This window comes from candidate division WOR-3 bacterium, from assembly GCA_039801365.1.
GTDB lineage: Bacteria > Hydrothermota > Tepidihabitantia > Tepidihabitantales > Tepidihabitantaceae > JBDRUN01.
Map to the genome: position 1 here is coordinate 1 of JBDRUN010000007.1, position 23,518 is coordinate 23,518.

Here is a 23,518-nt window from a genome sequence, read left to right on the forward strand (position 1 = left end):
TGGAACCGACCTTCTGCGCCTGCTTTATGACCTACGGCGGGCTGAGCGCCGACTTGATGCTGGGCACAGGGGCAAATATGCTAGTGGTGTGCCGACTCAGGAGGTTGCATGACTACGGTCAGTGCAGAACCTATTTGGGGTAGATCCAATTACGACGAAAGTCATCAGTTCAGACCCACCCGGCAACAAATAAAGTTTCCTGACAACAAATTGTGACTCACAATCGGACCCCCAAGGTCCAACTGCTGGAACATTCGGCAACCGTGCTTCTCCGAAATAACAGCACAGACTGCAGGTACGTGCCGCATCCTACAGCCCATGTGACGTAGAAAACGGCTGCATTCAACATGCTGTCGCGATCGGCTCAGACATTACAGCCGTAACAGTCTGGCGTCACGCCACTTGGCATAATGTGCACACCGCGACAAATAAGGCATGGACGGTGCATATTGTACTGCAAACAGGTATGGGTATCAACGCCGGCCAAGGGCTCCCGACATTGCCGCACGGCAATAATGAAGATATTGCCCTAGACAGTTCGGCGGACTTCATGAATCAACTGATGGAGGTTCGTCGGCTTCTTAGCCGCGCCGCAACCGGCCGTGACGGCGAACATGCTGTCCACAGCGACGGTAGCTCCGAGTCCCTGCTCGGGCCAGGACTTTAGCCCGGCCGTGCGCCCGGAGCTCTGGGCTGGACCTGCCTTCGTTTAGCGCGCTGGCAGGGGCGAATCGTCCTGCCCCATGCACATCCTAGTTCAACTGTCGGTTAGTCGCTCTGGTTCACCTGAGATGATGGTGAAGCTGCGGGTATCGCGTGCTGAGTCGGGCGCCATATCCTAACTTCTGGTGAGATGCTTCGTTCAGCCGTCGCGCTCCTGTTGTGCAGAGTACACCCTTGCTCGACCGACGTATATATCAGCAAGTTCGCCAATGTAGGCAATCTCGGCCTGAGTCAGATCCCGCTTGACCTTGGCCGGCACTCCTGCGACCAGTGTCCCGGCTGGGACATCAAAGCCCTCAAGAACCACTGACCCCGAGGCGATAATCGAATGATTGCCCACCCTGGCCCGATTCTGAACAATTGCTCCCATACCGACCACACACTCATCCTCTACCAGACACCCGTGAAGTATTGCCCGATGTCCCACCGTAACACGACTGCCGACCTTGGTAGGCACCCCCTCGTCCGCATGTACGACCGCCAAGTCCTGGATGTTCGTGTCTTGGCCGATGACAACCTGATCAACGTCTCCACGAATGACGGTCCCGAACCATACACTTGACCGCTCACCGACAACAACGTGGCCGATTACGACTGCGTTGGGTGCAACAAATACTTCCCTACCAATGCTCGGCACTCTGTTCTCAAACCGCAGCAGCATTGTCCGGTCCGGTTACTGCTGCTTTACCGGCTCAGGCCGCGTGAATCGGACAACCACCATGTCACGGCCACCATCCTTCTTGTCAATTGTACCAAGCGCAAACACATCACCCTCAACAAAGACATCTTCACCGGACACGTCGGCGCCCGGCTTAGCCCAAGTCCGCTCCCAGATAGAGGTTGCAGCCGGCCGGTACTGGAATGCCAGCATTTGCCATCCGGCCGGGGTCTTTATCCGGCCAGCAACGAACAGGTCTCCTCCTGGCGTCGCGGCAACCTGTCGGCCCTGAGCCGTGACCTGCTCGTGGTATGCGGTCTTCCGAATCAGACCGCCATCCGGCAGGTACTCAAGAATGACGCACCGGGCCGCATCGCCCTCCTGTCCTGTACCGGTCGCAACGACATTGCCGAATACGTCAAATACTACACCGCCCGGACGGTCAGCCGCACCTGAATCATAGCGTCGGGTCCACAGGGTGTCGCCATTTGCCTTGAGCCGGCCGATGATAATATCCGGGTTCTCGGCGGTACCGGCCTGTCCGACGAACACAATCTCGCCCTTGATGTTAGCGACAAGTGCGGTTGCTTCGGCGACCGGACCGAAATTGTAGTTCCGTGACCATTTAGTCTTGCCCTGCTCCGGGTCCAGCACTGCGACCATGACCTCCTGTCCCTCCTTGGTCTGCACCGACCCGCATACAAACAGGGCACTGTCGGTAAGGTATATCCCTTTTGCCCGGCTTGCCTCGCCCATCTCAAGGGCACGTTGCCATGCGAGCCGGCCGTCGGCCTGTACCCGGACGACAACGCACATGTCCTTACCCTTGAGTACGCATGTGCCGCATGCGAACAGCTCGCCCTGTCGGTTCATTACTGCGTCGCCGGCAAAGCTGTTTGAACCCTGAGAGTATTCCCGGCGCCAGCGAAGCTCACCATCCGGCTGGAGCGCCTGCATCACCCAGACGCTGCCGAGCCGAGGCGTAGTCTTGGTGCCAAGGACCACAAGCATATTGCCGTTCGAAGCGAGTCCGGCGCCGACTTCATCCGCTCCACAGTCAACCACGCGGACCCACTTCACTTGGCCGGTTCCGCAGGACAGAGCGAAGACTACTACTGCTGCCGTAAGCAACGTCACGCTTTTCATCAGGACTCCTTTCATGGCTCAAGCGTAAGTCGTAAACCGCCCCGCGTCAAGGCATACGCCATACGATGCTCCGGTATCTTGTTTCCGTCCCAAGGAATCAAAGACGGTCCTTCTTGCTCTCGGTGCAGAGTGCTGGAACTCTTGTCGGTGCATGCGGTCCGGCACCAAACGCTGCGTGTATTGCATAGCGCCTGTCATACTCTATAATACCAATTTGTGCAGCCGTCTGTCTTCGGTATCTCCGGGCTTCGGGGAATCGTCGGTCAGGAACTCTGTCCAGAAGTGGTTAGCCGCTTCGCGGCTGCATTCGGCGCGCTCATCGGCCCGGGTACGGTCGTCTTGGGCCACGATTCCAGACCTTCGAGCCCGGTCTTCGCCTCGGCTGCGACTGCCGGCTTGGCGAGTGTTGGCCGGAACGTCGAACTGCTCGGAGTCTGTCCAACCCCGACCGTGCTGCATCACGTACGACATCAGCAACGCACCGCAGCGCTAATTATAACTGCCAGCCATAACTCGGAAGAATGGAACGGCATGAAATTCGCCGGTGCGGCCGGCCGCTTCCTTTGTCCATCCGAGGTTAGGCGGTTCCGTGAGTTCGCCGAGTCAGGCACCTTTACCCGCGCATCCTGGCGGGATGTCGGCCATGTGAGCAACTACCCTAATGCAGTTGAGGACCACATCCGGGCGATTGCGGACAGCCCGATTTTCGCGCCGGCGCGACAACGGCTGGTGCACACCGGCCTGCGGGTCGGCATTGACGCCGTCAACGGTGCAGCGGCCGATGCCGCGGTCCGGCTGGTGCGCACACTCGGCTGTGAGCCGATACCAATCTACTGTGACCGGTCGCTAACCGCACTGGTCGCGGGATTTCCGCGCCGACCCGAGCCTGCTCCCGAGAATCTGACCGAACTCCGTCGTCTCGTGCGGTCCGACCATCTTGACCTTGGGATTGCGTTTGATCCGGACGGTGACCGGGCAAGTTTCGTGGATGAAACCGGCGTCGCACTCGGTGAGGAAGCCACCATCTGCCTTGCCGCTGAATACGTTCTCCTTCATCGCAAGGGTCCGGTTGTTGTCAACCTTTCGACCAGCCGCAGCATCGAAGATGTTTGTGCCAACCACCGGGTCCATCTGCTGCGCGCGCCGGTCGGCGAGGCCGCGGTGGTCGAACGGATGATTGAGACTGCCGCCGTGCTGGGTGGCGAGGGCAACGGCGGCGTCATTCTGCCTGAAGTGAATTTCACCCGCGACGGTCTTGTTGCCGCCGCAGCTGTGCTCGGGCTGATTGCCATAACCGGCAGCAAGTTGTCCAGCCTACGTGCGGCTTTGCCGTCCTACCGGATGACAAAACTCACTGTTTCTGTTGACCGGACGCAGTTTACCGAGCGCCGGTCCCGGCTGCGTGCCGAGTTTGCGGAATGCCGGGTGGACGAGCGCGACGGACTTCGATTCGAATGCCCTGACTTCTGGGTGCACATCCGACCGTCCAACACCGAACCATTGGTCCGGATAATTGGCGAAACCCGGGAAGAGGACAGGCTCGCCGAAGTAATGGCCCGAGCCTGCAAGGTCTTGACAACGTGAGGTGATATATGTTCCATAGATTCCATCCTGGAGCTGGCTGATGTGCGGAATCGTAGGCTACATCGGCCGGCGCAATGTCACTAACGTCGTGATGGTGGGCCTCGAGCGGCTTGAGTATCGTGGCTACGACTCCTGCGGCATTGCCACTGTTGACGGTGGGCTCAGGATAAGGAAGACCGCGGGCCGGCTGCAGAAACTCAAGGAAATGCTGGCCCGCGACCCGCTTTCGGGCAACTTGGGCATCGGCCACACCCGCTGGGCGACGCATGGTCGCGTGACGGACGACAACGCTCACCCGTTTACCGACTGCAAACGCATCATCGCCCTGGTCCACAATGGCATCATTGAGAACTACCGTCCGCTGCGAGACCGGCTCGTTGCTGCCGGCCACCGGTTCCTCTCTTCTACCGACACCGAAGTTGTGGTTCACCTGATCGAGTCCTACTATGACCAAGACCTTACTCAGGCGATCCGCCGTGCTGCGGTCGAGCTACAGGGTTCGTTCGCGCTCGCACTCGTATCCGAACGGCACCCGGACCGTATCTTCGCGGTGCGGGTTGGCAGTCCACTGGTTATTGGCCAGGGCCGGTCCGAGCATGTTCTCGCCTCGGATGCGCCGGCGCTCGTCGGTATTGCCAGGAAGATGCTTGTCCTGCACGACGGTGAGGTCGCGGTAATCACCCGAGATGCGGTTACCATTACCGACCTTAGTGGTCGGAGGGTCGAGCGACCGTTCACCCGACTCGAACTCGGCGACAGGGCGGTGTCCAAAGGCCGCTACCCGCACTTCATGCGCAAGGAAATCTTCGAGCAGCCCGATGTCATCCGGGAAAACATCGCCCGCCGTTTTCCTGAGCCTGAGTCCCGGTCGACAATACCAGGCCCTGCTCCAGTCCGGCTGGACCCGGAGTTTCTGTTCTACCCAGAGGAAATCGAGCGGCTTGAGCGTATCGTCATACAGGCCTGCGGTACGTCCTACCATGCCGGGCTTATCGGCCGGTATTACTTTGAAAAGTTCTGTCGTCTTCCGACATCGGTGGAAATCAGCTCCGAGCTCCGCACCTCAGAGTTCATCTATGCGAACAACACGTTGATGCTTGCGGTCAGCCAGTCGGGCGAGACCGCGGATACGCTTGCTGCGCTGCGCGAAGCTGCCCAGCGTGACATCAAGTCGCTCGCCGTCCTGAACACCCGGCGTTCCTCAATTGACCGTGAGGCCCATTCAACCGTGTACATCCATGCTGGCCCGGAAATTGGCGTTGCCTCAACCAAGGCCTACACCGCCCAGATATTTACGCTCCTTACCCTCGCACTTCACTTTGCCCGGGTCCGGGGTACGATGAATGACGAACGGCTCAGCGAAATTGCGGCCCAGTGTCGGCGACTGCCCGAGCAGATGGAACGGACCCTGCGCCTCGACCGTCGCATAAGGGAAGTTGCTTCCCGGCTGTCCTTTGCCCATGACTTCCTGTTCCTGGGCCGGGGCATAAACTACCCTTCCGCACTTGAGGGCGCTCTCAAACTAAAGGAAATCTCCTATGTTCATGCCACCGGCTACCCGGCAGGAGAGATGAAGCACGGCCCGATCTCACTTATTACCGATGCGGTACCGGTCATCGGCATCGCGCCCCGCGACTCGGTGTATGACAAGATGGTGTCTAATCTGGCCGAGGCCAGGGCGAGAAAGGGCCGCATCATCGCCATCGGCACTGAGGGGGACCGTGAACTCGAGGAAATAGCCGAGACAGTATTTTACGTACCGGAAACACCAGAGTACCTCTCGCCGATCGTCATTGCCCTGCCACTGCAGCTTCTGGCCTATCATGTCGCGGTCCTGCGTGGCTGTGACGTGGACAAACCGAGAAACCTCGCCAAGTCTGTTACGGTGGAGTAGGTATTGACATGTTTCCACGTCTTCCTATCATAATTTTGATGAGGCCTGACATCTGCCCTCTCCGGAGGTGGCAGACGTGAACCGTCACCTTCGGAGCCGTGCGCTCCTGACAATTCGGCCTGAAGCGACTGTTCGACCCGGCACTGCGAGGGGCAAGCGGTGACCGGGCGATTCTTCTCCGGCCGTGCGCCGGAAGTAGGCCTTACCGAGTCAAACAACATTGATTATGGACTACCGTTTGCTTTCCGTCATCGCCCTGCTGCTGTGGGGCAGCTGGGGTTTTCTTACCAAGGTGGTTGCCGGCCAGGTATCTTCGCAGAATCTGGCTTTCTGGAGCACACTGGCCACGATTCTTCCTGTCGCCGTTTTCGTGTTCACCGACAATACGGGAAAACTATTGCGGCCGCATCCGCTGGTGATTCTGTCCGGTTTTCTTTCCGGAATGGCCTATATATTCTTCCTTCTGGCCCTGCGCCGCGGCCCGGCTTCGGTCGTAGTGCCGCTGTCGGGTATGTACATTCTCATACCGGCTGTGCTAGGGGTCATATTTCTCAGCGAGAAGCTGTCCATTATGCATATCCTTGGCCTGGTGTGTGCAGGTCTGGCCGTCTTCTTTCTGAGTCGCTAGCCAGCGCCCGGTACTGTAACCTTCTGAGAACCAATTTCGCTCGCTGTCGCGGAATAGGCCGCGGCAGCATAACCAGCACATAAGGAGGTAGTATGCCAAAGCGCTACGACTACACCGGCAAGGATGTCCAGGACGTTTACGACGGTCCGGGCGGTCTGTTGTGGGAAGCGGTAATGTCCGAGCAGATTCACTCCGGAGCTGAGCGGACAACTGACGAACTGGCCCAGGCGCTGGGTCTGAGACCGGGCCTGCACGTCTTGGACGTGTGCTCAGCCCTTGGTGCACCAGCCCGGCACATCGCCAAGAAGTACGGAGTAAGGGTAACCGGGCTTGATTTCACCAAAACCATGCTTGAGAAAGCAAGAGAGCGTACCAAAGCCGCTGGTCTGGACAACGTCATCACCTTTGTTGAAGGTAATGCGATGGACATGCCTTTCAAAAAGGACACCTTTGACATCGTCTGGGGCCAAGAAGCGTGGTGCTACGTCACCGACAAAGACCTTCTTGCCCGTGAGTGCTTCCGGGTATTGAAGCCCGGCGGAAAAATTGGCTTCACCGACTGGGTCATCACCGGCAAGATAGACGAGCCGCTCTTGGCCAAACTCTACGAGTCAATGGCGTTCCCCTACATGGAAACATTTCAGGGCTGGCAGGAAGTTCTGAAACGTGCCGGTTTCCGCATCCTTGACGCGCAAGACCAGACCGAAGATTTTGCCCGCTGCTTTGACGAATACAAGCCGATGGTCGAAGAGAAGCTGAAGCCCACTATCATGCAGAACTTCGGGCCGGAACTGTTCGACTTCGCCAAGAGTCTTGTGAACCTATGGCGGGATGCGGCACACCGGCATCAGGTCGGCCGCGGCTTCTACATCGGCGAGAAACCGAAGTAACCGGCGCGGGACATGACCAGATTCTACCTCCTCACCCTTTCCCTCTCCACCAAACTTGAGAGGATTGAGATGAGGAGCAGAGCTGTGTCCTAAGCCAATAAGGAGGAAACATGAGAAGACTGCTCGTCGGTATATGTCTGCTGACTGGTACGCTGGTTCTAGCGATCGGCTGTGCCGGGAAGACCGAGACGCCGGTGCTCAAGGTTGGCCATGTTGGTCACGACCACCATTCCGCGCTCTACGTCGCCTGCCTTGCTGGTCAGGATTTCCAGAAGCCGTACAACATCTGGTTCGAGGAAGTGAAACCGAAAGAGCTCTACAAGCTGCACGACGGCAAGAAAGTCGTATGCGAGGTGGAGCTGTACAAGGCTGGTGGTGGCTCGGATATGCCCACAGCCATGAGCCAAGGTACGTTTGACGTCGGATTCGGCGGGGTGGCCGCGGTTGAGTTCTTCGTGGACAAGGGTTCGCCCCTGAAGCTTATCTCGCCCCTGCACTCCAAGGGTGATATGCTGGTAATGAAACCTGACCTTGGGCTAGATTCCTGGCAGAAGTTCATCGAATGGGTAAAGGCCCAGAAGAAGCAGGTGCGCATCGGGTTCAAGAATCCGGTTGCGGTTGCTGAACTTATCTTCAAGCGCGCACTCCAGGAAGAAGGCATCACCTTCACCACCGATGCGGGCGATACCAAGGCAAAGATACTCATGGTGATGATGAAGGAAGAGGCCAACCTGAACACCGGGCTGCAGACCGGCCAGATTGACGGCTACGTGTCCAACAATCCCTGGGCCGCCATCGCCGAGTCCAAGGGCATCGGCAAGTGCGTGGCCGAATTGCATGACCTACCACCGGGTGTATTCCGCGACCATCCCTGCTGCTGTATCGCCGCCAACAACGCCGCGGTGGCCAAGCAGGGCAAGGAAATCCAGAAGTTCCTCGAGCTGATGGCAGTAGCAACCCACTACATCAACACGCGCCGCGAAGAGGCCGCTGCCCTAGTGGCCAAATGGATCGGCACTACACCCGAAGTGGAGATGGTGTCAATGGCTACTTCCGGGTACTCGATGGAGCCGGATAAGGCATTCTACGACGGTATGTGGGTCTGGTACGAGGAGATGGTGAAGGCTGGCAAGATAACCGGCACGCTCAAGGACAAGACCCGGGACGAGTTCGAGAAGCTCTCCTATGATTTCTCGCTTCTGAAGCCGGCTCTCGCCGCAGCCCAGAAAAGGTTGCCAAAGCAGTAGCACTTGGCTCGTCGAAAGGGTCTTGGCCGCCTGGGCCGAATTGCACTCGGCCTGGTACTGCCGCTTGCGTTCCTTGGCGTATGGCATCTGGTTGCGGTACGGATGAATAACCCGTGGCTCGTACCCCGGCCCCTTGCTGTGGCAGAGCACCTGTTGCAGCCGTTTGCCAACGTGCTCGACACCGGCTCGCTGCTTTACAACATCGCTGTATCCGGCCTGCGCGTGCTCATGGGGTTCAGCCTGGCCGTACTGGTCGCGGTTCCACTAGGCCTGGCAATGGGCCGCATCAGTATCATCCGACGATTGGTCGGGCCGTTTGTCGAGATGTTCCGGCCGCTGTGCCCGATTGCCTGGATACCGTTTGCCATGGCCGTATTCAAGACCTACTCGGTCGTGAACCTGTTCGGCATCCGCTACTCGCACACGGTCTTCGACGTAGTTCAGGTCGGAATGCTCTTCATCCTGTTCTACGGCGCATTCTTTCCAATACTCCTGAATACAGTTGATGGCGTACTGGGCGTGCCGGACGCGTACCTGGAGGCAGCTCAGGTGTTGGGTGCGAATCGGGGCCAGCTGTTTCGCAAGGTCGCACTACCGGCTGCCCTGCCGGCCGTCTTTACCGGTCTTCGTGTAGGGCTGGGTACGGCCTGGATGGTCATCGTCGCGGCCGAGATGCTTCCCGGCTCGAGCGCCGGTATCGGTTATCTCATCACCTATGCATACCAACTGGCTGAGATGGATGTGCTCATCGCCGGCATGGTTCTCATCGGTGCGGTCGGAGCGCTCCTGTCATTCGGTATATCTACCCTGAGCCGGCCTTTCATCGGCTGGCAGGCAAAGGTGCGCTGATGTACGCCGTGCAACTGAAGAACGTGAGCAAGGTATTCGACGCCGCCGGCGTGCCAGTCACGGCGCTGGAGAACATCAATCTGGACATCGGCCAGGGCGAGTTCACCTGCGTAGTCGGACCGACCGGTTGCGGCAAGACAACGCTCTTGCGGATAGTTGCCGGCCTGGTTGTACCGACTACAGGCACTGTCCTTATAACTGGAAATGATGCCGCTGGTGACAGGCGGAGTATCGGCATGGTGTTCCAGCAGTACTCACTCCTACCCTGGCGCAATGTCACCGATAACGTCGCCTTCGGCCTGGAACTTCGTGGTGTAGGTCGCGCCGAACGCAGGAAGAAAGCCGCGGTCTTGCTGGAGCTGGTCGGACTCAGCCGTTTCAGTCGCAGTCATCCCTGGGAGCTGTCCGGTGGAATGCAGCAGCGCGTCGCCATTGCCCGGGCACTGGCCACTGACCCCAAGATTCTGCTTCTCGACGAGCCGTTCGGAGCCCTGGACGAACGTACCCGGCACCGGTTGCAGAATGAGTTGCTGTCCATCTGGCAGCGTACGGCCAAGACCGTGCTGTTCGTGACGCACAATATCGACGAGGCGGTGTACCTTGGCGACCGAGTGGTCGTGATGGCGGACCGGCCCGGAAGAATTGCGGCCGACTTCCGGTTCGACCTGGCCCGACCGCGCGACCGGCTGGCTACCCGCTTTGTCGAAGCGCTCCTTGCCGTGCGCGGCGTACTGGAGCGCGTGATGCTCGAAGGAGAAGGCGCAGAACTAACCGAAAACAAAGGAGGAGACCGTGCAGAAAGTCCTATTGGTCGCGGCCCTGTTTGCTGTGGCCGCTAACGCCGTACTCGCCACTCCGATTATCGGCCGGGGTGCGGGTACGCTCAAACCAAAGCAGTTCATCGCTCAGCTGGACCTGGCATACTCCCAGACCGCCAAGACCTACAACTGGACCGACAAGAAGTGGGATACCCTGGCGGCCAAGAAGAAGACAACCACCATCAGCGGTATGCTGCTCTTGGGGTATGCGCCGCTTAAGAAATGGGAAATCCTAGCGATGGTCCCTCTTGCCAGCAAGTCTCAGGACACCCTGTCCTCAATGGGCGTTGGTGACGTCGAACTGCATACCAGGTATCAGTTCATCGCCGACAAGAAGGCGCCGGTCAAGCTCACTGCCGCCGCGGCCTTCGGCCTGCCGACATCGAACAAGGACGCCAAGCCCAAGATTGGTGACGGTAAGATGTCGGGTGGGCTGGGTCTCATTGCCACAACCAAATCGTTCGGCAAGATAGTGGGCCACCTGCGGGCCGCCTATTGGCTCAACGGCAAGGTGAACGATACGACTAAGGTCGGCAATATGTTCGAGTACGTGACCAAGCTTGACTACGACTTCACTAAGAGTTTTCAACTCTGGCTTTCACTTGTTGGCACAATGCAGGCCAAGACCGAGGTCAATGGCACTGCAGTGGACAAGACCCAGCAGGACCGCCATGTCACCCAGGTCGGCGCAGTAGTCAAGCCGGTTCCAGTACTCTCCATCCGGCCCAAAGTCATGGTGCCGATTGCCGCCCTGTGCAAAGGCGGTGCAATTGCACCATTCGGTGTCGGTCTTGACTTCTGGGTTATTGCGCCAGAGAAGAAATGAATCTGAGTGAAACAGACCGAGCCAACGTAGAAAGAGTGCGCAAGGTCGGGGAAGAGCTGGGGTACGTGCTCAACCCCGACCTTGCCCGCACTCTCAAGGTAGCAACGCTCCTGGCTAAGAACTTCGCCGAGCACGGTAAGTACTACTGTCCCTGCAAGCAGTCCCATCCGCTTGACCCGCAAAAGGACGTGGTCTGCCCCTGTCCGACCGTGCACGACGAAGTCGAGAAAGACGGTCACTGCTTCTGCCGGCTGTTCTACAAACCGGGAGTTCAGTCCGAGCCGGGTGGTTGCTGCAGTTCTGACAAATGAAAGTACTAATCTAAGAAAGGAAGGTACACATGAAACCGGTAAAGAAAGGTGACACCCTCCGCTGCAACAGCTGCGGCGTTGAAATGGTGGTGACGAAGTCGTGCGGCTGTGCCGACTGCAACATCATCTGCTGCGGCTCGCCGATGAAGGTCAATGAAGCGGACGGCGGCTGCTGCGGCAAGTAGAAGGAGGTCGCGATGGCTGAGCCTAAGCAGGTTCTGGAAGAACTCGGGCTGGATGTAAAGCTGCATGACCAGGTGCTGGAAGCTATTGACCGGACGTTTCAGGCCACGGTTGCGGCGCAGAAGGACCGGCCCAGAGAGATGGCCTACTTTGACCGCGTGCTGCACGAGTCCCACGGCGCACGGGTGGCAGAGCTTCTTGACCTGAAGAAGAAAGGAACGAAAACTGTAGGCACATTCTGCATCTATGTGCCCGAAGAGCTGGCCATGGCCGCTAATACCGTGCCGATTGCACTTTGCGGCGGCACACAGTTCTCGGTGCCATTTGCCGAGAAAATGTTTCCGCGCGATATCTGCCCCCTGGTCAAATCTACCTTGGGCCTTGCCTTTTCCAAGACCTGCCCTTATGGCCCTCTGAAGAGTCTGGCTGTGGGCGAGACCACCTGCGACGCCAAGAAGAAAACTTGGGAAATACTTTCCGGCAAGGTGAACTTCCATGTGATGGAACTCCCCCAGAAGAAAGACCCGCTGGATTTTGACCTCTGGCGCAATTCTGTGCGCCAGTTTCAGGCCAAGCTAGAGGAAGTATCCGGCACTAAGGTGGAACCAGACGCACTGAGCAGGGCCATAAAGGTGATGAACGCCAAGCGCCGAGCGTTGCAGAAGCTTGCGGACCTGCGCAAAACCGACCCGCCGCCGATTTCCGGCCTGGATGCACTTGTAGTGATGCAGGCCGCTCTCAACGACGAACCGGTGCGCTTCACTGCTGCGCTTGAACGGCTAATAGCCGAACTCAGCGACCGGCTCAAGTCCGGCCAGACGCCGGTAGACAAGAAAGCAAAACGTATCCTCTTCGCCGGGTGCCCGGCTGTAATGGGCAACTGGAAGGTCCACTCGCTCATCGAGCAGGCCGGAGCGGTAATTGTCGCGGATGAATCCTGCACCGGCTCGCGCTACTTCGAGAACCTTGTGGACGAGACCGCCCGGGACCTTGAAGGACAACTGAACGCTATTGCCGACCGGTATATGAAAATCAACTGCGCCTGCTTTACCCCGAACCAGGACCGCATTGACGGCATAGTGCAGAAAGTAAAGGACTACAAGGTGCAGGGTGTGGTGCAGTATGTACTCCAGACCTGCCACGGATACAATATCGAAGCGATGCGCGTGGAAGCCGCGCTGAAAGCCGCAAACGTACCCTGCCTCAAGATAGTTACCGACTACTCAGAAGAAGATTCCGGCCAGCTTCGCACTCGCATCGAGGCATTCCTGGAGCAACTCGGCTAGGAGGACATCATCAGGTCCATTGGCCTTGACCTCGGTTCACGCACGACGAAGGTCGCACTGGTTGAGGACGGCAAGCTGATTGACTTCCGGATAGCCGACACCGGTACCGACCCTTTGGCCCGCGCCCGCGAACTACTTTCTTCCCTACTCCCTACTCCCCACTCCCCACTCCCTACCATTGCCACCGGTTATGGCCGGCATTTGGCCCGCGAGCGACTCGGGTGCGCGGTCATCACCGAAATCAAGGCGCACGCTCTAGGCGCATCGCATCTATTCCCTGCCTGCCGCACGGTGATAGACATCGGCGGCCAGGACTCAAAGGTGATAAGAGTCGAAAATGGACGCCAGACAAACTTCGAGATGAACGACCGGTGTGCGGCCGGCACCGGTCGTTTTCTTGAGGTAATGGCAATGGCCTTGGGCTACACCGTGGCGGAGTTTGGAGAGGAGGCGCTCAAGGGCAAGGAGCCGGTGTCCATCAGTTCGATGTGCACGGTGTTTTCTGAATCTGAGGTCATCTCGCTCATTGCCCGTGGCCTTGACCGGCACTCGATTGCCCTTGGTCTGCATCAGTCTATCGTCAGCCGCCTGCTTGCGATGGTGGGAAAAGTCGGCGCTGAGCCTGAGGTCGTACTTTCCGGCGGCGTCGCGCTGAATCCCTGCATCCGCGTGCTCCTGGAAAAAGGCCTGGGAGTGAAATTACTCGTACCCGAAAAACCTCAAGCAGTCGGCGCTATGGGCGCGGCGCTGAGCGCAGACAATATGAGGTCCGTATGAACGGCGTACAGCAGTTGCTGACACTAGGAAAGTGGTGGGTATTATGACTAACCACGCAATGAGAGGCAGTTTGCCTCAGAAACACGAACCTTTGCTTACAAGGCGCATCTTATTCCTACTGCTGCTTGCCGCCGGGGTTCTTGCCTTAATTGTGGGCACACTTCAGAGCGGCTGGCAGCGGATTCATTACCTGAGCACAAGCATATGACTGCCCTGCATCGGCCTGTAGGCCGGAAGTTAGTATTCGGTCTTTTTCTGTCGTTCCTTTGCTGCTCCGACGCACCGGAACTGGAAATCATCCCGACCAACCGGGTTGTCCTGGCCGAGCTTTTCACCTGGCAACGGTGCGTGTACTGCCCATATGCGGCGCACACCCTGGAGAGTCTTGCTACCGAGTTCAAGGACAGTGTGGTCGTGATTACGCATCACCGTCGGGTCGCAGGCGATACGCTTTCACCCGACTACGTCGAGACCCGTCGGGCGCTGTACTACGACACCGGTGGCGAACCGGCCACGGTATTTGATGGCGGCCCGGTCGTGAGAACCCAGGCCCGCAGTACAACCGCGAAACGTTTCACAACTACATCGTTGCAGCGAAAAACATAACGCCCAAGGTACAACTTGAGCTCACCGCCAACCTGGACTCCGTCTCCGGAAATGTGAAAGTCACACTCTGGGGCGTGGACTCGACCCCGGCCGAGACTCTGCGCCTCTTCGTCATTCTCACCGAGGATAGTGTGCGCGCCACGCTCACCGGTGCGACCGATTCGGTATTCAACGGTGTGATGCGCGCAATGCTGCCTGACGTCAATGGTCGTGCGATTCAGCTGTCCCGGTCCGACACTCTCACGGTAGAAGAACAATTCTACCCGCGGGCGTCTTGGAAACGGCAACACCTTTCCGCGGTTGCGCTGGTCCAACAGATGAGCACAAGAAAGGTGCTGCAAACCGCGCACTATAGAATATTCAATTACGAAAGGAGATAAGCAATGATAGTCCTGAACCACTGGAAGGCTGCTACACTGCTCCTGGTCATGCTGCTGACTTTTGGTCAAGCCCTGGCCGGATACCAGTTTGAGTTCAGAAGTACCACGGATACGGTCAAGCAGGTAGCTCCGGGAGCGGTCGCGGAGTTCGGCTTCAGCCTGACCAACACCGGAACCGAACCCGATGGCTACGAGTTTGACCTGCGGGTCATCCAGAGCGTACCAAGCTGGTACGTCACCTATTGTGTCGGCTTCCATTGAGGGGAGCCGGGAGTCATCCTGTATGACTCACTCGCCGTTGGCGAGACTGACACGCTGATTCACGTCAAGGTGTATACTACCACCACTCAAGGCGAAGAAATCCTGAACCTGCACGTCTGCTCCCAGGGCGACCGGTCCTTGACCGATTCCATTACCGTTCGCACCTTGGCAGGTTCGGGCATCGAAGAACGGCCTGGCGATCGAGTCCTGGCAGTTCCAATCCTGCGCGCCGCCCCGAACCCGGTGTCAGACCGCGGCACTAGCATCAGCTTCGCTACCTCCAATTCTGTCCGATGCCGGTTAGCGCTCTACGATGTAACCGGTTCATTGGTCGAGACACTCCTCGACGGACAATTCGGATTGGGCCGGCATGAACTGCAATGGCGGCCGGCTGGCCAGCTACCATCGGGTATCTACCTGCTTTGTCTGAATACTGGAACTACGGCAACTGGGTGTTGCGTTATCCTCGAGTAACACAAAAATGGACGGCAAAGGAATGCGGCTACTGGTAAGCCTGGGCCGAAGGTGGAACACATGACTAACGATACCCTGCGGGACGGTACGCCCCGCTCAAGCCAGAGCCTGACCGCCATTGCCTTTAAGTCCATCCACACTCTGATGGGTGCGGCCCATTACCTGAAGAAGCAGGGGTTCGACGTCCTTGTTGCTCCCAGGCGTGACGCCAACTGCGGCGCGGTAGTACTCATTGCGTTCGAAAGCGTTACCGCGGCGCTCACGGCGCTGAAGGCTCACAACATCACACCGGAGGCAATCACCGACTACCCACTGACAGGAGGTGTTCGTTGAGCAGCGCGAATGATACCGCTCCTCTGGAACTGGATGTCCGAGGCTTGGTCTGCCCGGAACCGGTGCTCAGAACCAGAAAGGCGCTTGAAACCGCCGGCAATCGGCCGGTTGTGGTTATTACCGACAGCCCGGAATCACGTGACAACATCGTCCGGTTTGCTCAGAAGGCTGGATACACCGTTTCTGCATCTGAACGCGAACCCGGAATTTACAGCATAAGTATCCGCAAGCTTGTAGTCTCCAAGCCTGGAACACAACCTGAAGCAACAAACAACTCTGTCATATCACCATCCGGCCCGGTCCTGCTCCTTGGCTCCGACGAACTCGGCCGCGGGAACGAAGAACTCGGCCGATTACTCATGACCCTTTTCCTGCGCACGCTCACTGAACTTCCGACCAAACCCTCTTCCATCCTACTGGCAAACAACGGCGTCAAACTCGCGCTCGAAGGTTCGGAGCCACTGGCTTCGCTCAAGACGCTTGAGCAGCAAGGGGTTGTCATCCGGGTCTGCGGCACCTGCCTGGACTTCTTCGGCGTCAAGGACCGGGTCCGGGTCGGCACAGTCTCCAACATGTACGAACTGGCCGAAACGCTACTGACCGGTGACAGAGTGACGATACTATGAACCAGGAGGAACTGTGAAACGTCGTCTTCTTGACTACGCCAAAGCCGCGGGTTGAGCAGCCAAAGTATGTCAGGAAGACCTGCTGCAGGTACTGCAACAGCTTCCTGCTTTCCGGCATCCCAATCTGCTGGTCGGTGGCGAGACCTCAGACGACGCCGGAGTGTATCGGCTCAATGCCGAACAGGCTCTGGTGCTCACTGTGGACCTACTCACGCCGATTGCCGACGACCCTTATGTGTTCGGTCAGATTGCTGCGGCCAATTCGCTATCCGACGTCTATGCGATGGGCGGCACGCCGCTTGCGGCACTGTGCATCATCACCTTTCCGGTCGGAGAAATTGAACACGAGACCGTCAAGAGGATTCTTGAAGGCGTCTGGAACAAAGTAAGGGAAGCCGGCGCAGTGATTGCCGGCGGCCATACGCTCAAAGACACCGAAATCAAGTGCGGCCTCGCAGTAACCGGTATCGTACATCCTGAACGTGTGGTCAAGAACACCGGCGCCCGACCGGGCGATGTACTGATTCTGACCAAGCCGCTCGGCACCGGCATCATCACCACCGCACTGCGAGTCGGACTGGCTCCGGCATCATCGGTGGAAGAGGCCAACCGCTTTATGTGCGAACTCAACCGGACGCCAGCCGAAGCCATACGTGAAACCGGCGTCAATGCCGCAACTGATATCACCGGATTCGGACTTCTCGGCCATGCTTGGGAAATGGCGCAGACTGGCGACATTGACCTGCTCATTGACGCTTCCCGGGTTCCGCTCATTCCCGGAGCGATGGAACTGGCAAGCCAACAGCTTTTCCCAGAAGGCTCGCTGAAGAACTACAGCTTTATGAAACCGCGGGCCGACTTCGCACCCTCTATACCGGAAGACCTGTGCCTGCTCCTCTGTGATGCTCAGACTTCGGGTGGACTTCTCATTGCACTGCCGGAAGCACGCGCCACTGAACTCCTAGTCCGTCTCCGTGCGGCCGGCAACACCACCGCGGCCATCATTGGCTCTGTCCGCTCCGGCTCCGGCCGAATCAGAGTGGACTAGCGCCCAATACTGTTTTTTCTGTTCTCGCTGCCCTGAACCAGACGCCATAAGAATCTCCTAAAGGCTCTGAAACTACGGACTGACGGCATCGGCAGACAAGACGGTCTAGCCATGATTCAGGCCCAGGTTCTCGCCGAGGCCCTGACCCGGATTGTGTCCTGGAGCCTGGGACCGGAGCAGCAGCGGCAACAGGCGCCGCTTCCAGGGCCGGCACATTCACTGCGCCGATTACAATCTGAAGCACAGGTACAGTTACCAGACCTGCCCCGGAACGAGCTACCCTTGTACCAGCCTAACCCAGAGAAGAACCGATACCCCAGCCTGAAGCCAAAGGACTTGCACTCCAGCAGCACCATGCTCTGACCAAGACCCGAAGCCCTCCTGGGGTAGCCGCCTACCCAGCGACCCCTACCCTTGAATTATCGGGCTTGAATTTCGCCCCAACCTTCGGATAATACTGGCGTTATGCCCTGTGCACACGAACCGTTCAACTGCCGTTTCTTGCAACGGCCTGCCGGAGTCTGAAACACGTGAAATCACTGCGCCTAAGCGATCAAGCGCAGGCGGTACTAACCCGCATTCGCACCTATCCCTGGGTTCTGTCTGTCTTCGGCATGAGCCCGAGCCGGGCCTGGCGTCTGGTCCAGGCAAGAGTCGAGCGGTACATCAGCACTTCCGGGGTCATGCGCCAACAAGTCAACTAGTACCGCCGGTACGTGCACGAACTGCTCAAGCTGTTTCGCACCCAGTTTGGGCCGCCGCTTGCCAGAGACATTGAGCTGGTTATCCGCAAATGGGTCAACTACGAACTGAACCTTGCACTGCTGCAGGAACTGCTCTGCATCTGCTTCCTGCGGTTCGAGCAGGTTGGCTACATAAAACCATGGTCAAAACCTATGGCCTGGCCGAAAAGACGTGGGCCCAAGTCCCGGCGTCTTCCCCGCCGCTCCTATGAAAAGGCGCTCAGAAAGGGTCGTATCCCGCTCGGCCGAGCCAATACGGTCGAGGAACAGGCCGCCGGGCACGCAAAGGGCTCCAAGCACGCGGCCGAAATCGCTGCAAAGCTCAGACCGGTGCTAAATGCCGCCGGAATAACAGGTGACCGGTTTGTCCGATACTATGCCTTTGCCCAGAAACTCGGCCGCCTGTCCCGTCGCTACTCGGGCAAATCCCTGTGCCGGGCCGCGGCCGACCTGATTGACCTGTACGAGGCCAAATCCTTGGACCCGGCGGTCTTGACCGCGATTTGCACTCAGGTATTCAACATCGGCCCGGTCACACCCTGAACCCGGCGCCTTCCAACTTAACACTTGGTTGATTCCGGGTGGAAATCAGGCGTGGAAAATGGACATCGCCCCTACAGAAAAAAGAGCCGTTACTGCCTAACCAAACCCTTACGTTTTCTTTCGGGTACTTTCTTAAGCGAGGCAAAACGCCTTCTTGATTTGTGGTCGGCCATCTGTAGTATTGGACAGTAAACAACAAAGTGTTCCGGTAGGCCGACTGTCAAGGCCTTCAAGCAACACACGCCTAGTGACTCGGCCATAGGGACGCTGAAAAGAGGTGTACCATTGCTAGTCGATTGAATGAGCTCTTCGAAGATGAAACGTTGGCGGCCAAAATCCGAGATAAGCTGCCAAAGTTATTTCAAATGGCGGAGATGGAATCGTCGCGGGCCGGAAAAGTTGGAATGCAAGTCGGCTCCCTGCGTGAGCAAATACTGATAGCGCTCTTGGTACACAAGTTCGGCGAAAAAAATGTGAAAACTGATATCCCAATTACGGAGTCCGAAGTAGATGTTATGCTTGACGGAAACCCTATTTCGGTCAAGACCATTACCCAAAAGGGGTTTTCGGGTGTAAAGTTGGTATGGACTGTAGACCAAACCATCGCCCAAAAATTTGTAGCTCACTACAAACCTATGTGTGACCTTTTTCTCGCACGAATACAATGGAATAGTGAAGGCGGCCTCTACTACATACCCCGGGAAACACAGAACAAAATACTCAGTCAAGTTGGCCCCGAACACTACATTAGGATGCCTAAAGCCGGCACGAATCCACGCGGAATTGAAATCTCAGCGGATGCCCTAAGAAGACTGGTTTTTGATAATACTACTAGGACGTTGACAATCACATGGGTAAGAACCGAAGTGAATTACAATCCTTTGAAACGTTGGATAGATCTTTGGAAAGAAGATTATTGATGACCCCAAAGCATGTTCGCAAGGGAACCCGTACCAGCTCTTTCGGTGCTCCTGGTAGAATTGGTCACGATTCTAGTCGTTTCTATCGAAGCCGTCTCTACGACACAATGCCCAGTGAAAAGAAGGTTGAGTACTTAGAGAACACAATACCAGCTGAGTACCTAGACCGCATTTTCTGTAAATCCAGCGAAAAGATGGATGAATTGCCAGACTGTTCGGTGCATTTGATGGTTACCTCGCCTCCCTACAATGTAGGAAAAGACTACGATGCAAACCTGACATTGCAGGAATATCGGCAATTCCTGCTACGCGTATGGAAGGAAGTTTATCGCGTGCTCGTTCCTGGTGGCAGACTCTGTCTAAATGTGGCGAACCTCGGCCGCAAACCATACATCCCGCTCGATGGATTTCTGACAAATGATCTAATAGACCTAGGTTTCCTAATGCGTGGCCAGATCATCTGGGACAAAGGCAACAGTTCGAGTCCGTCGACTGCGTGGGGAACTTGGCGGTCACCTGGTAATCCAACGCTCAGAGATATTCATGAATACATCCTCGTATTTTCCAAAGATACCTATTCCCGACCCAATATATTCAAACGGGAAGTAACCATGACAAGCGAAGAATTTATGCAACTTACCAAAAGCATTTGGAAATTCCCCGCTGTCTCAGCTAAGAAGATCGGCCATCCTGCACCGTTTCCCGAAGAACTGCCATATCGATGTATACAACTATATACCTACAAAGGTGAAGTCGTTCTTGATCCCTTCATAGGCAGCGGACAAACGGCAATAGCAGCGCTAAAAGCTGGGCGCCATTTCGTGGGGTATGACGTTGATAAGAACTACGTTGACTTAGCCAACAGGCGCATCAGTGAGACGCGGCGTATGCTTCTATACTCTTGTTCCAATAGTAAGCGCAAGATTGCCGACCAAAAAACAAAGCAACCTCTACAACTGCAGTTATGACGAAAACAGCAATAGCAAGCGGAAGCCTAGACACAAGAGGTCAGTATCAGAACTGTTTGTAACCTAAGCCACCTCCATATGTTCACCCAAGTAAGAATAAAGTAGAACCAATTATGGCACAGTTGTTTGAGATCCTGTTTTATGACGGATATCAGGACCCGCCGGTGTATCATCTGATTGGCGGCATCACGGGCGAGACGCCGGAGCAGGCGCTGGCGGATAATCTGGACGCTGTGACCGAGAAGGTGCGGGCAGTGCTGCGTCTTGACTCGGATTGCAGCGACCACTTCATCTGTAAGTCGCTGTTTGTGTTGCGGCAGAGCGGGCTTGTGTCCGCGGCCAGGTTTGAGACACAACCCCCGGCGTGACTTGGTTGCCACCTTCAGCCGCCTGGCGTGTAGCAGGGAACGTGGAGAGTACTCACAGTCTTGACTGAACCGACTAGTTTAATATACTAGTTTATATGAGTATCAAGACCATTGGAGCTTTCGAGGCCAAGACGCGTCTGTCTGAACTCTTGGAGCAGGTGTGCCGGGGTCAGGTCTATCGCATTTCCAAGCGCGGTCGGCCGGTCGCCGAGCTGCGGCCGTTGCCCCAGCCGCCGCGCCGTCCCCGATTCGGCTGTGACAAGGACCGGGTCAAAGTCAAGGCCGATTTTGACGAGCCGTTGCCGGAAATGGAGCCGTACACCAGGTGAAGCTGCTGCTGGACACCCATACCTTTTTGTGGTTTGTGACGGCCGACAGGCGGCTGAGTCGTCGCGCCCGCCGCGCCCTGGAAGCCGGCGACGCCGAACTCCTCCTGAGCGCGACTAGTGTTTGGGAAATGGCGATAAAGGCAAGTCTGGGCCGGCTTGAGTTGTCGACGTCCATCGAAGAGTACATTGCCGAGAAACTGGCGAGCGGTTTCTCCGTGTTGACGATTGAATGGCATCATGCCGCGGCGGTAGAGAGACTGCCTTTCCGCCATCGGGACCCGTTCGACCGGCTGCTGGCGGCCCAGGCGCTGACTGAGCGCGTACCGCTGGTGTCTTCCGACCCGGTGTTCCGGGAATACGGCGTCCGAGTTATCTGGTAGTAGATTTCGGCGACTGCGAACGAACAGCGCGGTCCGCAAATTGCTGTCTGTCTCGCGGCCGGGCGGGCTAGGTCAAGCAGGTAAGTCCGTCATTGTTTGACAGACATCTGCCGGCAATCTAGACTTGAAATAACAGGACACGGCAGGCAACCTGCGCAGAAGTGTCGGCGTTTTTTTTAAGACTCAAAGCCAGGTGCTCCCGTTCTGACGTAAAGGAGTAATAATGAAGAAATTATATCACCGCGGTTCGCTGTTGGCAGGTGTGATGCTGGTGCTGGGTGTCAGCGCCAATGCTCAGATTACGTTTATGAAGTCGTACGGCGGAACTGACTACGAGTGGGGTCAGTCGGTTCTGCAGACCGCGGACAGTGGTTATGTCATCGTCGGAGCTACCCGCAGTTTCGGCGCAGGAAAATACGACGTGTATCTCATCAGGACGGACGCCTTCGGTAATACCCTCTGGACCCGGACTTACGGCGACACTCTAGAACAAGGCGGAGTTGACGTGCTGCAGACCGGGGACCGCGGATTCGTGATTGTCGCAAACACGCAGACACTGACGCGGAACAATGACATCTGGTTGATTCGGACAACCGCATCGGGCGACACTCTGTGGACCAGGTCTATCGGCACCGCTGCGCGGGATGTTGGCTATTCCTTGGTCGAGGCTTATGACGGCGGTTATGTGATTGTAGGTCAGACCGGTGAGGGAAGCGGCGCTCTCGCTTATATGGTGAAAGTGACGGCGGCCGGTCAGACGGTATGGTCCCGGCAGTTCAGCGCCGGGACACACAATTGCGCAAATCAGGTACGGCGGGCGACAGATTCCGGCTATGTAGCGGTGGGGGTGACGTACGACCCCGGCTATCCGTACTACAGTAACGTGTACCTGTTCAAGACCGATACGGCCGGCAACCAAGTGTGGTCCAAGACTTACGGGGAACGATGGAACTATGAATCCGGGTGGGGACTGGATGCGACCGAAAATGGTGGGTATGTCCTAGTCGGAAGCGCAGAGCGGCTGGGCGGAGGCGGGTACACGCCTTATCTCATCAAAATTACGGCCGGTGGTGATACTGTCTGGACCAGGTGTCCGATATCTGCACTTGGCGCCGGGTATTCGGTTTGCGCGGCCCGCGACGGCGGATATGTTTTGACCGGCAATGTGGGAGGCGGAAACGCGACGGACATATGGCTGCACAAAGTAGGTCCGAACGGAGAAAATGTGTGGTCAAGGAGCTGGCCCGGTGGCGGGGAAGATAACGGCCGGTGGATAGTGCGCACCAATGATGGTGGCTATGCCGTCACCGGATTCTCCAACAGTACGAGCCAGTTCTATGATATATTCCTGCTCAAAACAAGAGCCGACGGCACTATCGGTATTGAGGAGCCAAAGGCGCGTCCGGGCAGCGCAAACCGGCTCAGCCTGTCTCGTGTCACGACAACCGGTATGAACATCAGCTACCGGGTTTCAGAGCCGTGTCAGGTCATTCTCAGGCTGTACGACCGTGCGGGCAACCAGGTCTCAGAACTGGTCAACAGCCGCAGAGAACCAGGAAGCTATTCGGTACCGCTCAGCACCGCCAGCCTGCCTGCCGGCAACTACTTCTGCCGTCTGCAGGTCGGTGGTGCGGCGGAGACGGCCAAACTCACGGTCATCCGCTAGACGCGACCCAAGCGGAACGCAGGAACCTGCCCGGCAGCCGGACCGCGGGAAGC

General features: G+C 57.3%; 28 protein-coding genes. 26 read left to right on the forward strand and 2 right to left on the reverse strand.

What is annotated here, in order from left to right; translation table 11 throughout:
* Window positions 1-862: 862 nt before the first annotated feature.
* A complete protein-coding gene (locus ABIL25_02005) occupies window positions 863-1,384 on the reverse strand; it encodes a gamma carbonic anhydrase family protein (protein MEO0081049.1) in 522 nt (173 codons plus the stop codon).
* A gap of 12 nt (window positions 1,385-1,396) precedes the next feature.
* Window positions 1,397-2,542 (reverse strand): PQQ-binding-like beta-propeller repeat protein, encoded by a 1,146-nt coding sequence (locus ABIL25_02010; protein ID MEO0081050.1) that lies wholly within the window; start codon window positions 2,540-2,542, stop codon window positions 1,397-1,399.
* Window positions 2,543-2,743: 201 nt separating this feature from the next.
* On the opposite strand from ABIL25_02010, the gene glmM reads away from it, so the two are divergent.
* From glmM to ABIL25_02140, 26 genes are all read left to right on the forward strand, one after another.
* Window positions 2,744-4,111, forward strand: a complete 1,368-nt coding sequence (glmM, locus tag ABIL25_02015) for a phosphoglucosamine mutase (protein MEO0081051.1) — start codon at window positions 2,744-2,746, stop codon at window positions 4,109-4,111.
* Between the two features lie 40 nt (window positions 4,112-4,151).
* Window positions 4,152-6,005, forward strand: a complete 1,854-nt coding sequence (glmS, locus tag ABIL25_02020; protein ID MEO0081052.1) for a glutamine--fructose-6-phosphate transaminase (isomerizing) — start codon at window positions 4,152-4,154, stop codon at window positions 6,003-6,005.
* 226 nt (window positions 6,006-6,231) lie between these two features.
* Window positions 6,232-6,633 (forward strand): DMT family transporter, encoded by a 402-nt coding sequence (locus ABIL25_02025; GenBank protein MEO0081053.1) that lies wholly within the window; start codon window positions 6,232-6,234, stop codon window positions 6,631-6,633.
* A 92-nt stretch (window positions 6,634-6,725) separates the two neighbouring features.
* On the forward strand, window positions 6,726-7,523 hold the full coding sequence (locus tag ABIL25_02030; protein ID MEO0081054.1) for a methyltransferase domain-containing protein: 798 nt from the start codon (window positions 6,726-6,728) through the stop codon (window positions 7,521-7,523).
* 110 nt (window positions 7,524-7,633) lie between these two features.
* Complete coding sequence (locus ABIL25_02035) at window positions 7,634-8,770, forward strand: ABC transporter substrate-binding protein (protein MEO0081055.1); 1,137 nt, start codon at window positions 7,634-7,636, stop codon at window positions 8,768-8,770.
* Between the two features lie 3 nt (window positions 8,771-8,773).
* Complete coding sequence (locus ABIL25_02040; GenBank protein MEO0081056.1) at window positions 8,774-9,619, forward strand: ABC transporter permease; 846 nt, start codon at window positions 8,774-8,776, stop codon at window positions 9,617-9,619.
* Window positions 9,619-10,458: an ABC transporter ATP-binding protein gene (locus ABIL25_02045; GenBank protein ID MEO0081057.1), complete on the forward strand. Its 840-nt coding sequence runs from the start codon at window positions 9,619-9,621 to the stop codon at window positions 10,456-10,458. The genes ABIL25_02040 and ABIL25_02045 overlap by 1 nt, the downstream gene beginning before the upstream one ends.
* Window positions 10,412-11,263, forward strand: coding sequence for a hypothetical protein (locus ABIL25_02050; protein MEO0081058.1), 852 nt, complete (start codon window positions 10,412-10,414; stop codon window positions 11,261-11,263). The genes ABIL25_02045 and ABIL25_02050 overlap by 47 nt, the downstream gene beginning before the upstream one ends.
* Window positions 11,260-11,574, forward strand: a complete 315-nt coding sequence (locus ABIL25_02055) for a ferredoxin-thioredoxin reductase catalytic domain-containing protein (GenBank protein ID MEO0081059.1) — start codon at window positions 11,260-11,262, stop codon at window positions 11,572-11,574. Before ABIL25_02050 ends, ABIL25_02055 begins: the two co-directional genes overlap by 4 nt.
* A gap of 29 nt (window positions 11,575-11,603) precedes the next feature.
* Complete coding sequence (locus ABIL25_02060) at window positions 11,604-11,759, forward strand: hypothetical protein (GenBank protein ID MEO0081060.1); 156 nt, start codon at window positions 11,604-11,606, stop codon at window positions 11,757-11,759.
* A 12-nt stretch (window positions 11,760-11,771) separates the two neighbouring features.
* The gene (locus ABIL25_02065) at window positions 11,772-13,043 is read left to right on the forward strand and encodes a double-cubane-cluster-containing anaerobic reductase (GenBank protein ID MEO0081061.1); all 1,272 of its coding nucleotides are present in this window, start codon (window positions 11,772-11,774) and stop codon (window positions 13,041-13,043) included.
* 18 nt (window positions 13,044-13,061) lie between these two features.
* On the forward strand, window positions 13,062-13,820 hold the full coding sequence (locus ABIL25_02070; GenBank protein ID MEO0081062.1) for an acyl-CoA dehydratase activase: 759 nt from the start codon (window positions 13,062-13,064) through the stop codon (window positions 13,818-13,820).
* 204 nt (window positions 13,821-14,024) lie between these two features.
* Window positions 14,025-14,426, forward strand: a complete 402-nt coding sequence (locus ABIL25_02075; protein ID MEO0081063.1) for a hypothetical protein — start codon at window positions 14,025-14,027, stop codon at window positions 14,424-14,426.
* Window positions 14,427-14,458: 32 nt separating this feature from the next.
* Window positions 14,459-14,806, forward strand: a complete 348-nt coding sequence (locus ABIL25_02080) for a hypothetical protein (GenBank protein ID MEO0081064.1) — start codon at window positions 14,459-14,461, stop codon at window positions 14,804-14,806.
* Window positions 14,807-14,809: 3 nt separating this feature from the next.
* A complete protein-coding gene (locus ABIL25_02085) occupies window positions 14,810-15,067 on the forward strand; it encodes a hypothetical protein (protein ID MEO0081065.1) in 258 nt (85 codons plus the stop codon).
* 69 nt (window positions 15,068-15,136) lie between these two features.
* Window positions 15,137-15,541: a T9SS type A sorting domain-containing protein gene (locus ABIL25_02090; protein MEO0081066.1), complete on the forward strand. Its 405-nt coding sequence runs from the start codon at window positions 15,137-15,139 to the stop codon at window positions 15,539-15,541.
* Between the two features lie 60 nt (window positions 15,542-15,601).
* Window positions 15,602-15,874 (forward strand): putative Se/S carrier-like protein, encoded by a 273-nt coding sequence (locus ABIL25_02095; protein MEO0081067.1) that lies wholly within the window; start codon window positions 15,602-15,604, stop codon window positions 15,872-15,874.
* Window positions 15,871-16,500 (forward strand): sulfurtransferase-like selenium metabolism protein YedF, encoded by a 630-nt coding sequence (gene yedF, locus ABIL25_02100; protein ID MEO0081068.1) that lies wholly within the window; start codon window positions 15,871-15,873, stop codon window positions 16,498-16,500. Before ABIL25_02095 ends, yedF begins: the two co-directional genes overlap by 4 nt.
* Before the next feature lie 13 nt (window positions 16,501-16,513).
* Window positions 16,514-17,548: a selenide, water dikinase SelD gene (gene selD, locus ABIL25_02105; protein ID MEO0081069.1), complete on the forward strand. Its 1,035-nt coding sequence runs from the start codon at window positions 16,514-16,516 to the stop codon at window positions 17,546-17,548.
* Between the two features lie 716 nt (window positions 17,549-18,264).
* Window positions 18,265-18,834: a hypothetical protein gene (locus tag ABIL25_02110; GenBank protein MEO0081070.1), complete on the forward strand. Its 570-nt coding sequence runs from the start codon at window positions 18,265-18,267 to the stop codon at window positions 18,832-18,834.
* Between the two features lie 296 nt (window positions 18,835-19,130).
* Window positions 19,131-19,754 carry a ThaI family type II restriction endonuclease gene (locus ABIL25_02115; protein MEO0081071.1) on the forward strand — a complete coding sequence of 208 codons (624 nt, stop codon included), beginning with the start codon at window positions 19,131-19,133 and terminating at the stop codon, window positions 19,752-19,754.
* On the forward strand, window positions 19,754-20,722 hold the full coding sequence (locus ABIL25_02120) for a site-specific DNA-methyltransferase (GenBank protein ID MEO0081072.1): 969 nt from the start codon (window positions 19,754-19,756) through the stop codon (window positions 20,720-20,722). The genes ABIL25_02115 and ABIL25_02120 overlap by 1 nt, the downstream gene beginning before the upstream one ends.
* 113 nt (window positions 20,723-20,835) lie before the next feature.
* Window positions 20,836-21,090 carry a hypothetical protein gene (locus ABIL25_02125; protein MEO0081073.1) on the forward strand — a complete coding sequence of 85 codons (255 nt, stop codon included), beginning with the start codon at window positions 20,836-20,838 and terminating at the stop codon, window positions 21,088-21,090.
* Window positions 21,091-21,185: 95 nt separating this feature from the next.
* A complete protein-coding gene (locus tag ABIL25_02130; protein MEO0081074.1) occupies window positions 21,186-21,419 on the forward strand; it encodes a type II toxin-antitoxin system prevent-host-death family antitoxin in 234 nt (77 codons plus the stop codon).
* Window positions 21,416-21,799 carry a type II toxin-antitoxin system VapC family toxin gene (locus ABIL25_02135; GenBank protein ID MEO0081075.1) on the forward strand — a complete coding sequence of 128 codons (384 nt, stop codon included), beginning with the start codon at window positions 21,416-21,418 and terminating at the stop codon, window positions 21,797-21,799. Before ABIL25_02130 ends, ABIL25_02135 begins: the two co-directional genes overlap by 4 nt.
* 223 nt (window positions 21,800-22,022) lie before the next feature.
* A complete protein-coding gene (locus ABIL25_02140) occupies window positions 22,023-23,465 on the forward strand; it encodes a hypothetical protein (protein ID MEO0081076.1) in 1,443 nt (480 codons plus the stop codon).
* Window positions 23,466-23,518: the final 53 nt, after the last annotated feature.

What these genes read in the sequence shown, in the direction of transcription:
- ABIL25_02120 (MEO0081072.1), top strand. Translation starts at nt 19,754, where the DNA reads ATGACCCCAAAGCATGTTCGCAAGGGAACCCGTACCAGCTCTTTCGGT.
- ABIL25_02035 (MEO0081055.1), top strand. Translation starts at nt 7,634, where the DNA reads ATGAGAAGACTGCTCGTCGGTATATGTCTGCTGACTGGTACGCTGGTT.
- ABIL25_02010 (MEO0081050.1), bottom strand. Translation starts at nt 2,542, where the DNA reads ATGAAAGGAGTCCTGATGAAAAGCGTGACGTTGCTTACGGCAGCAGTA.
- ABIL25_02055 (MEO0081059.1), top strand. Translation starts at nt 11,260, where the DNA reads ATGAATCTGAGTGAAACAGACCGAGCCAACGTAGAAAGAGTGCGCAAG.
- ABIL25_02125 (MEO0081073.1), top strand. Translation starts at nt 20,836, where the DNA reads ATGGCACAGTTGTTTGAGATCCTGTTTTATGACGGATATCAGGACCCG.
- glmS (MEO0081052.1), top strand. Translation starts at nt 4,152, where the DNA reads ATGTGCGGAATCGTAGGCTACATCGGCCGGCGCAATGTCACTAACGTC.
- ABIL25_02030 (MEO0081054.1), top strand. Translation starts at nt 6,726, where the DNA reads ATGCCAAAGCGCTACGACTACACCGGCAAGGATGTCCAGGACGTTTAC.
- ABIL25_02085 (MEO0081065.1), top strand. Translation starts at nt 14,810, where the DNA reads ATGATAGTCCTGAACCACTGGAAGGCTGCTACACTGCTCCTGGTCATG.
- ABIL25_02095 (MEO0081067.1), top strand. Translation starts at nt 15,602, where the DNA reads ATGACTAACGATACCCTGCGGGACGGTACGCCCCGCTCAAGCCAGAGC.
- ABIL25_02075 (MEO0081063.1), top strand. Translation starts at nt 14,025, where the DNA reads ATGACTGCCCTGCATCGGCCTGTAGGCCGGAAGTTAGTATTCGGTCTT.
- ABIL25_02060 (MEO0081060.1), top strand. Translation starts at nt 11,604, where the DNA reads ATGAAACCGGTAAAGAAAGGTGACACCCTCCGCTGCAACAGCTGCGGC.
- ABIL25_02005 (MEO0081049.1), bottom strand. Translation starts at nt 1,384, where the DNA reads ATGCTGCTGCGGTTTGAGAACAGAGTGCCGAGCATTGGTAGGGAAGTA.
- ABIL25_02045 (MEO0081057.1), top strand. Translation starts at nt 9,619, where the DNA reads ATGTACGCCGTGCAACTGAAGAACGTGAGCAAGGTATTCGACGCCGCC.
- ABIL25_02130 (MEO0081074.1), top strand. Translation starts at nt 21,186, where the DNA reads ATGAGTATCAAGACCATTGGAGCTTTCGAGGCCAAGACGCGTCTGTCT.
- ABIL25_02065 (MEO0081061.1), top strand. Translation starts at nt 11,772, where the DNA reads ATGGCTGAGCCTAAGCAGGTTCTGGAAGAACTCGGGCTGGATGTAAAG.
- ABIL25_02140 (MEO0081076.1), top strand. Translation starts at nt 22,023, where the DNA reads ATGAAGAAATTATATCACCGCGGTTCGCTGTTGGCAGGTGTGATGCTG.
- ABIL25_02025 (MEO0081053.1), top strand. Translation starts at nt 6,232, where the DNA reads ATGGACTACCGTTTGCTTTCCGTCATCGCCCTGCTGCTGTGGGGCAGC.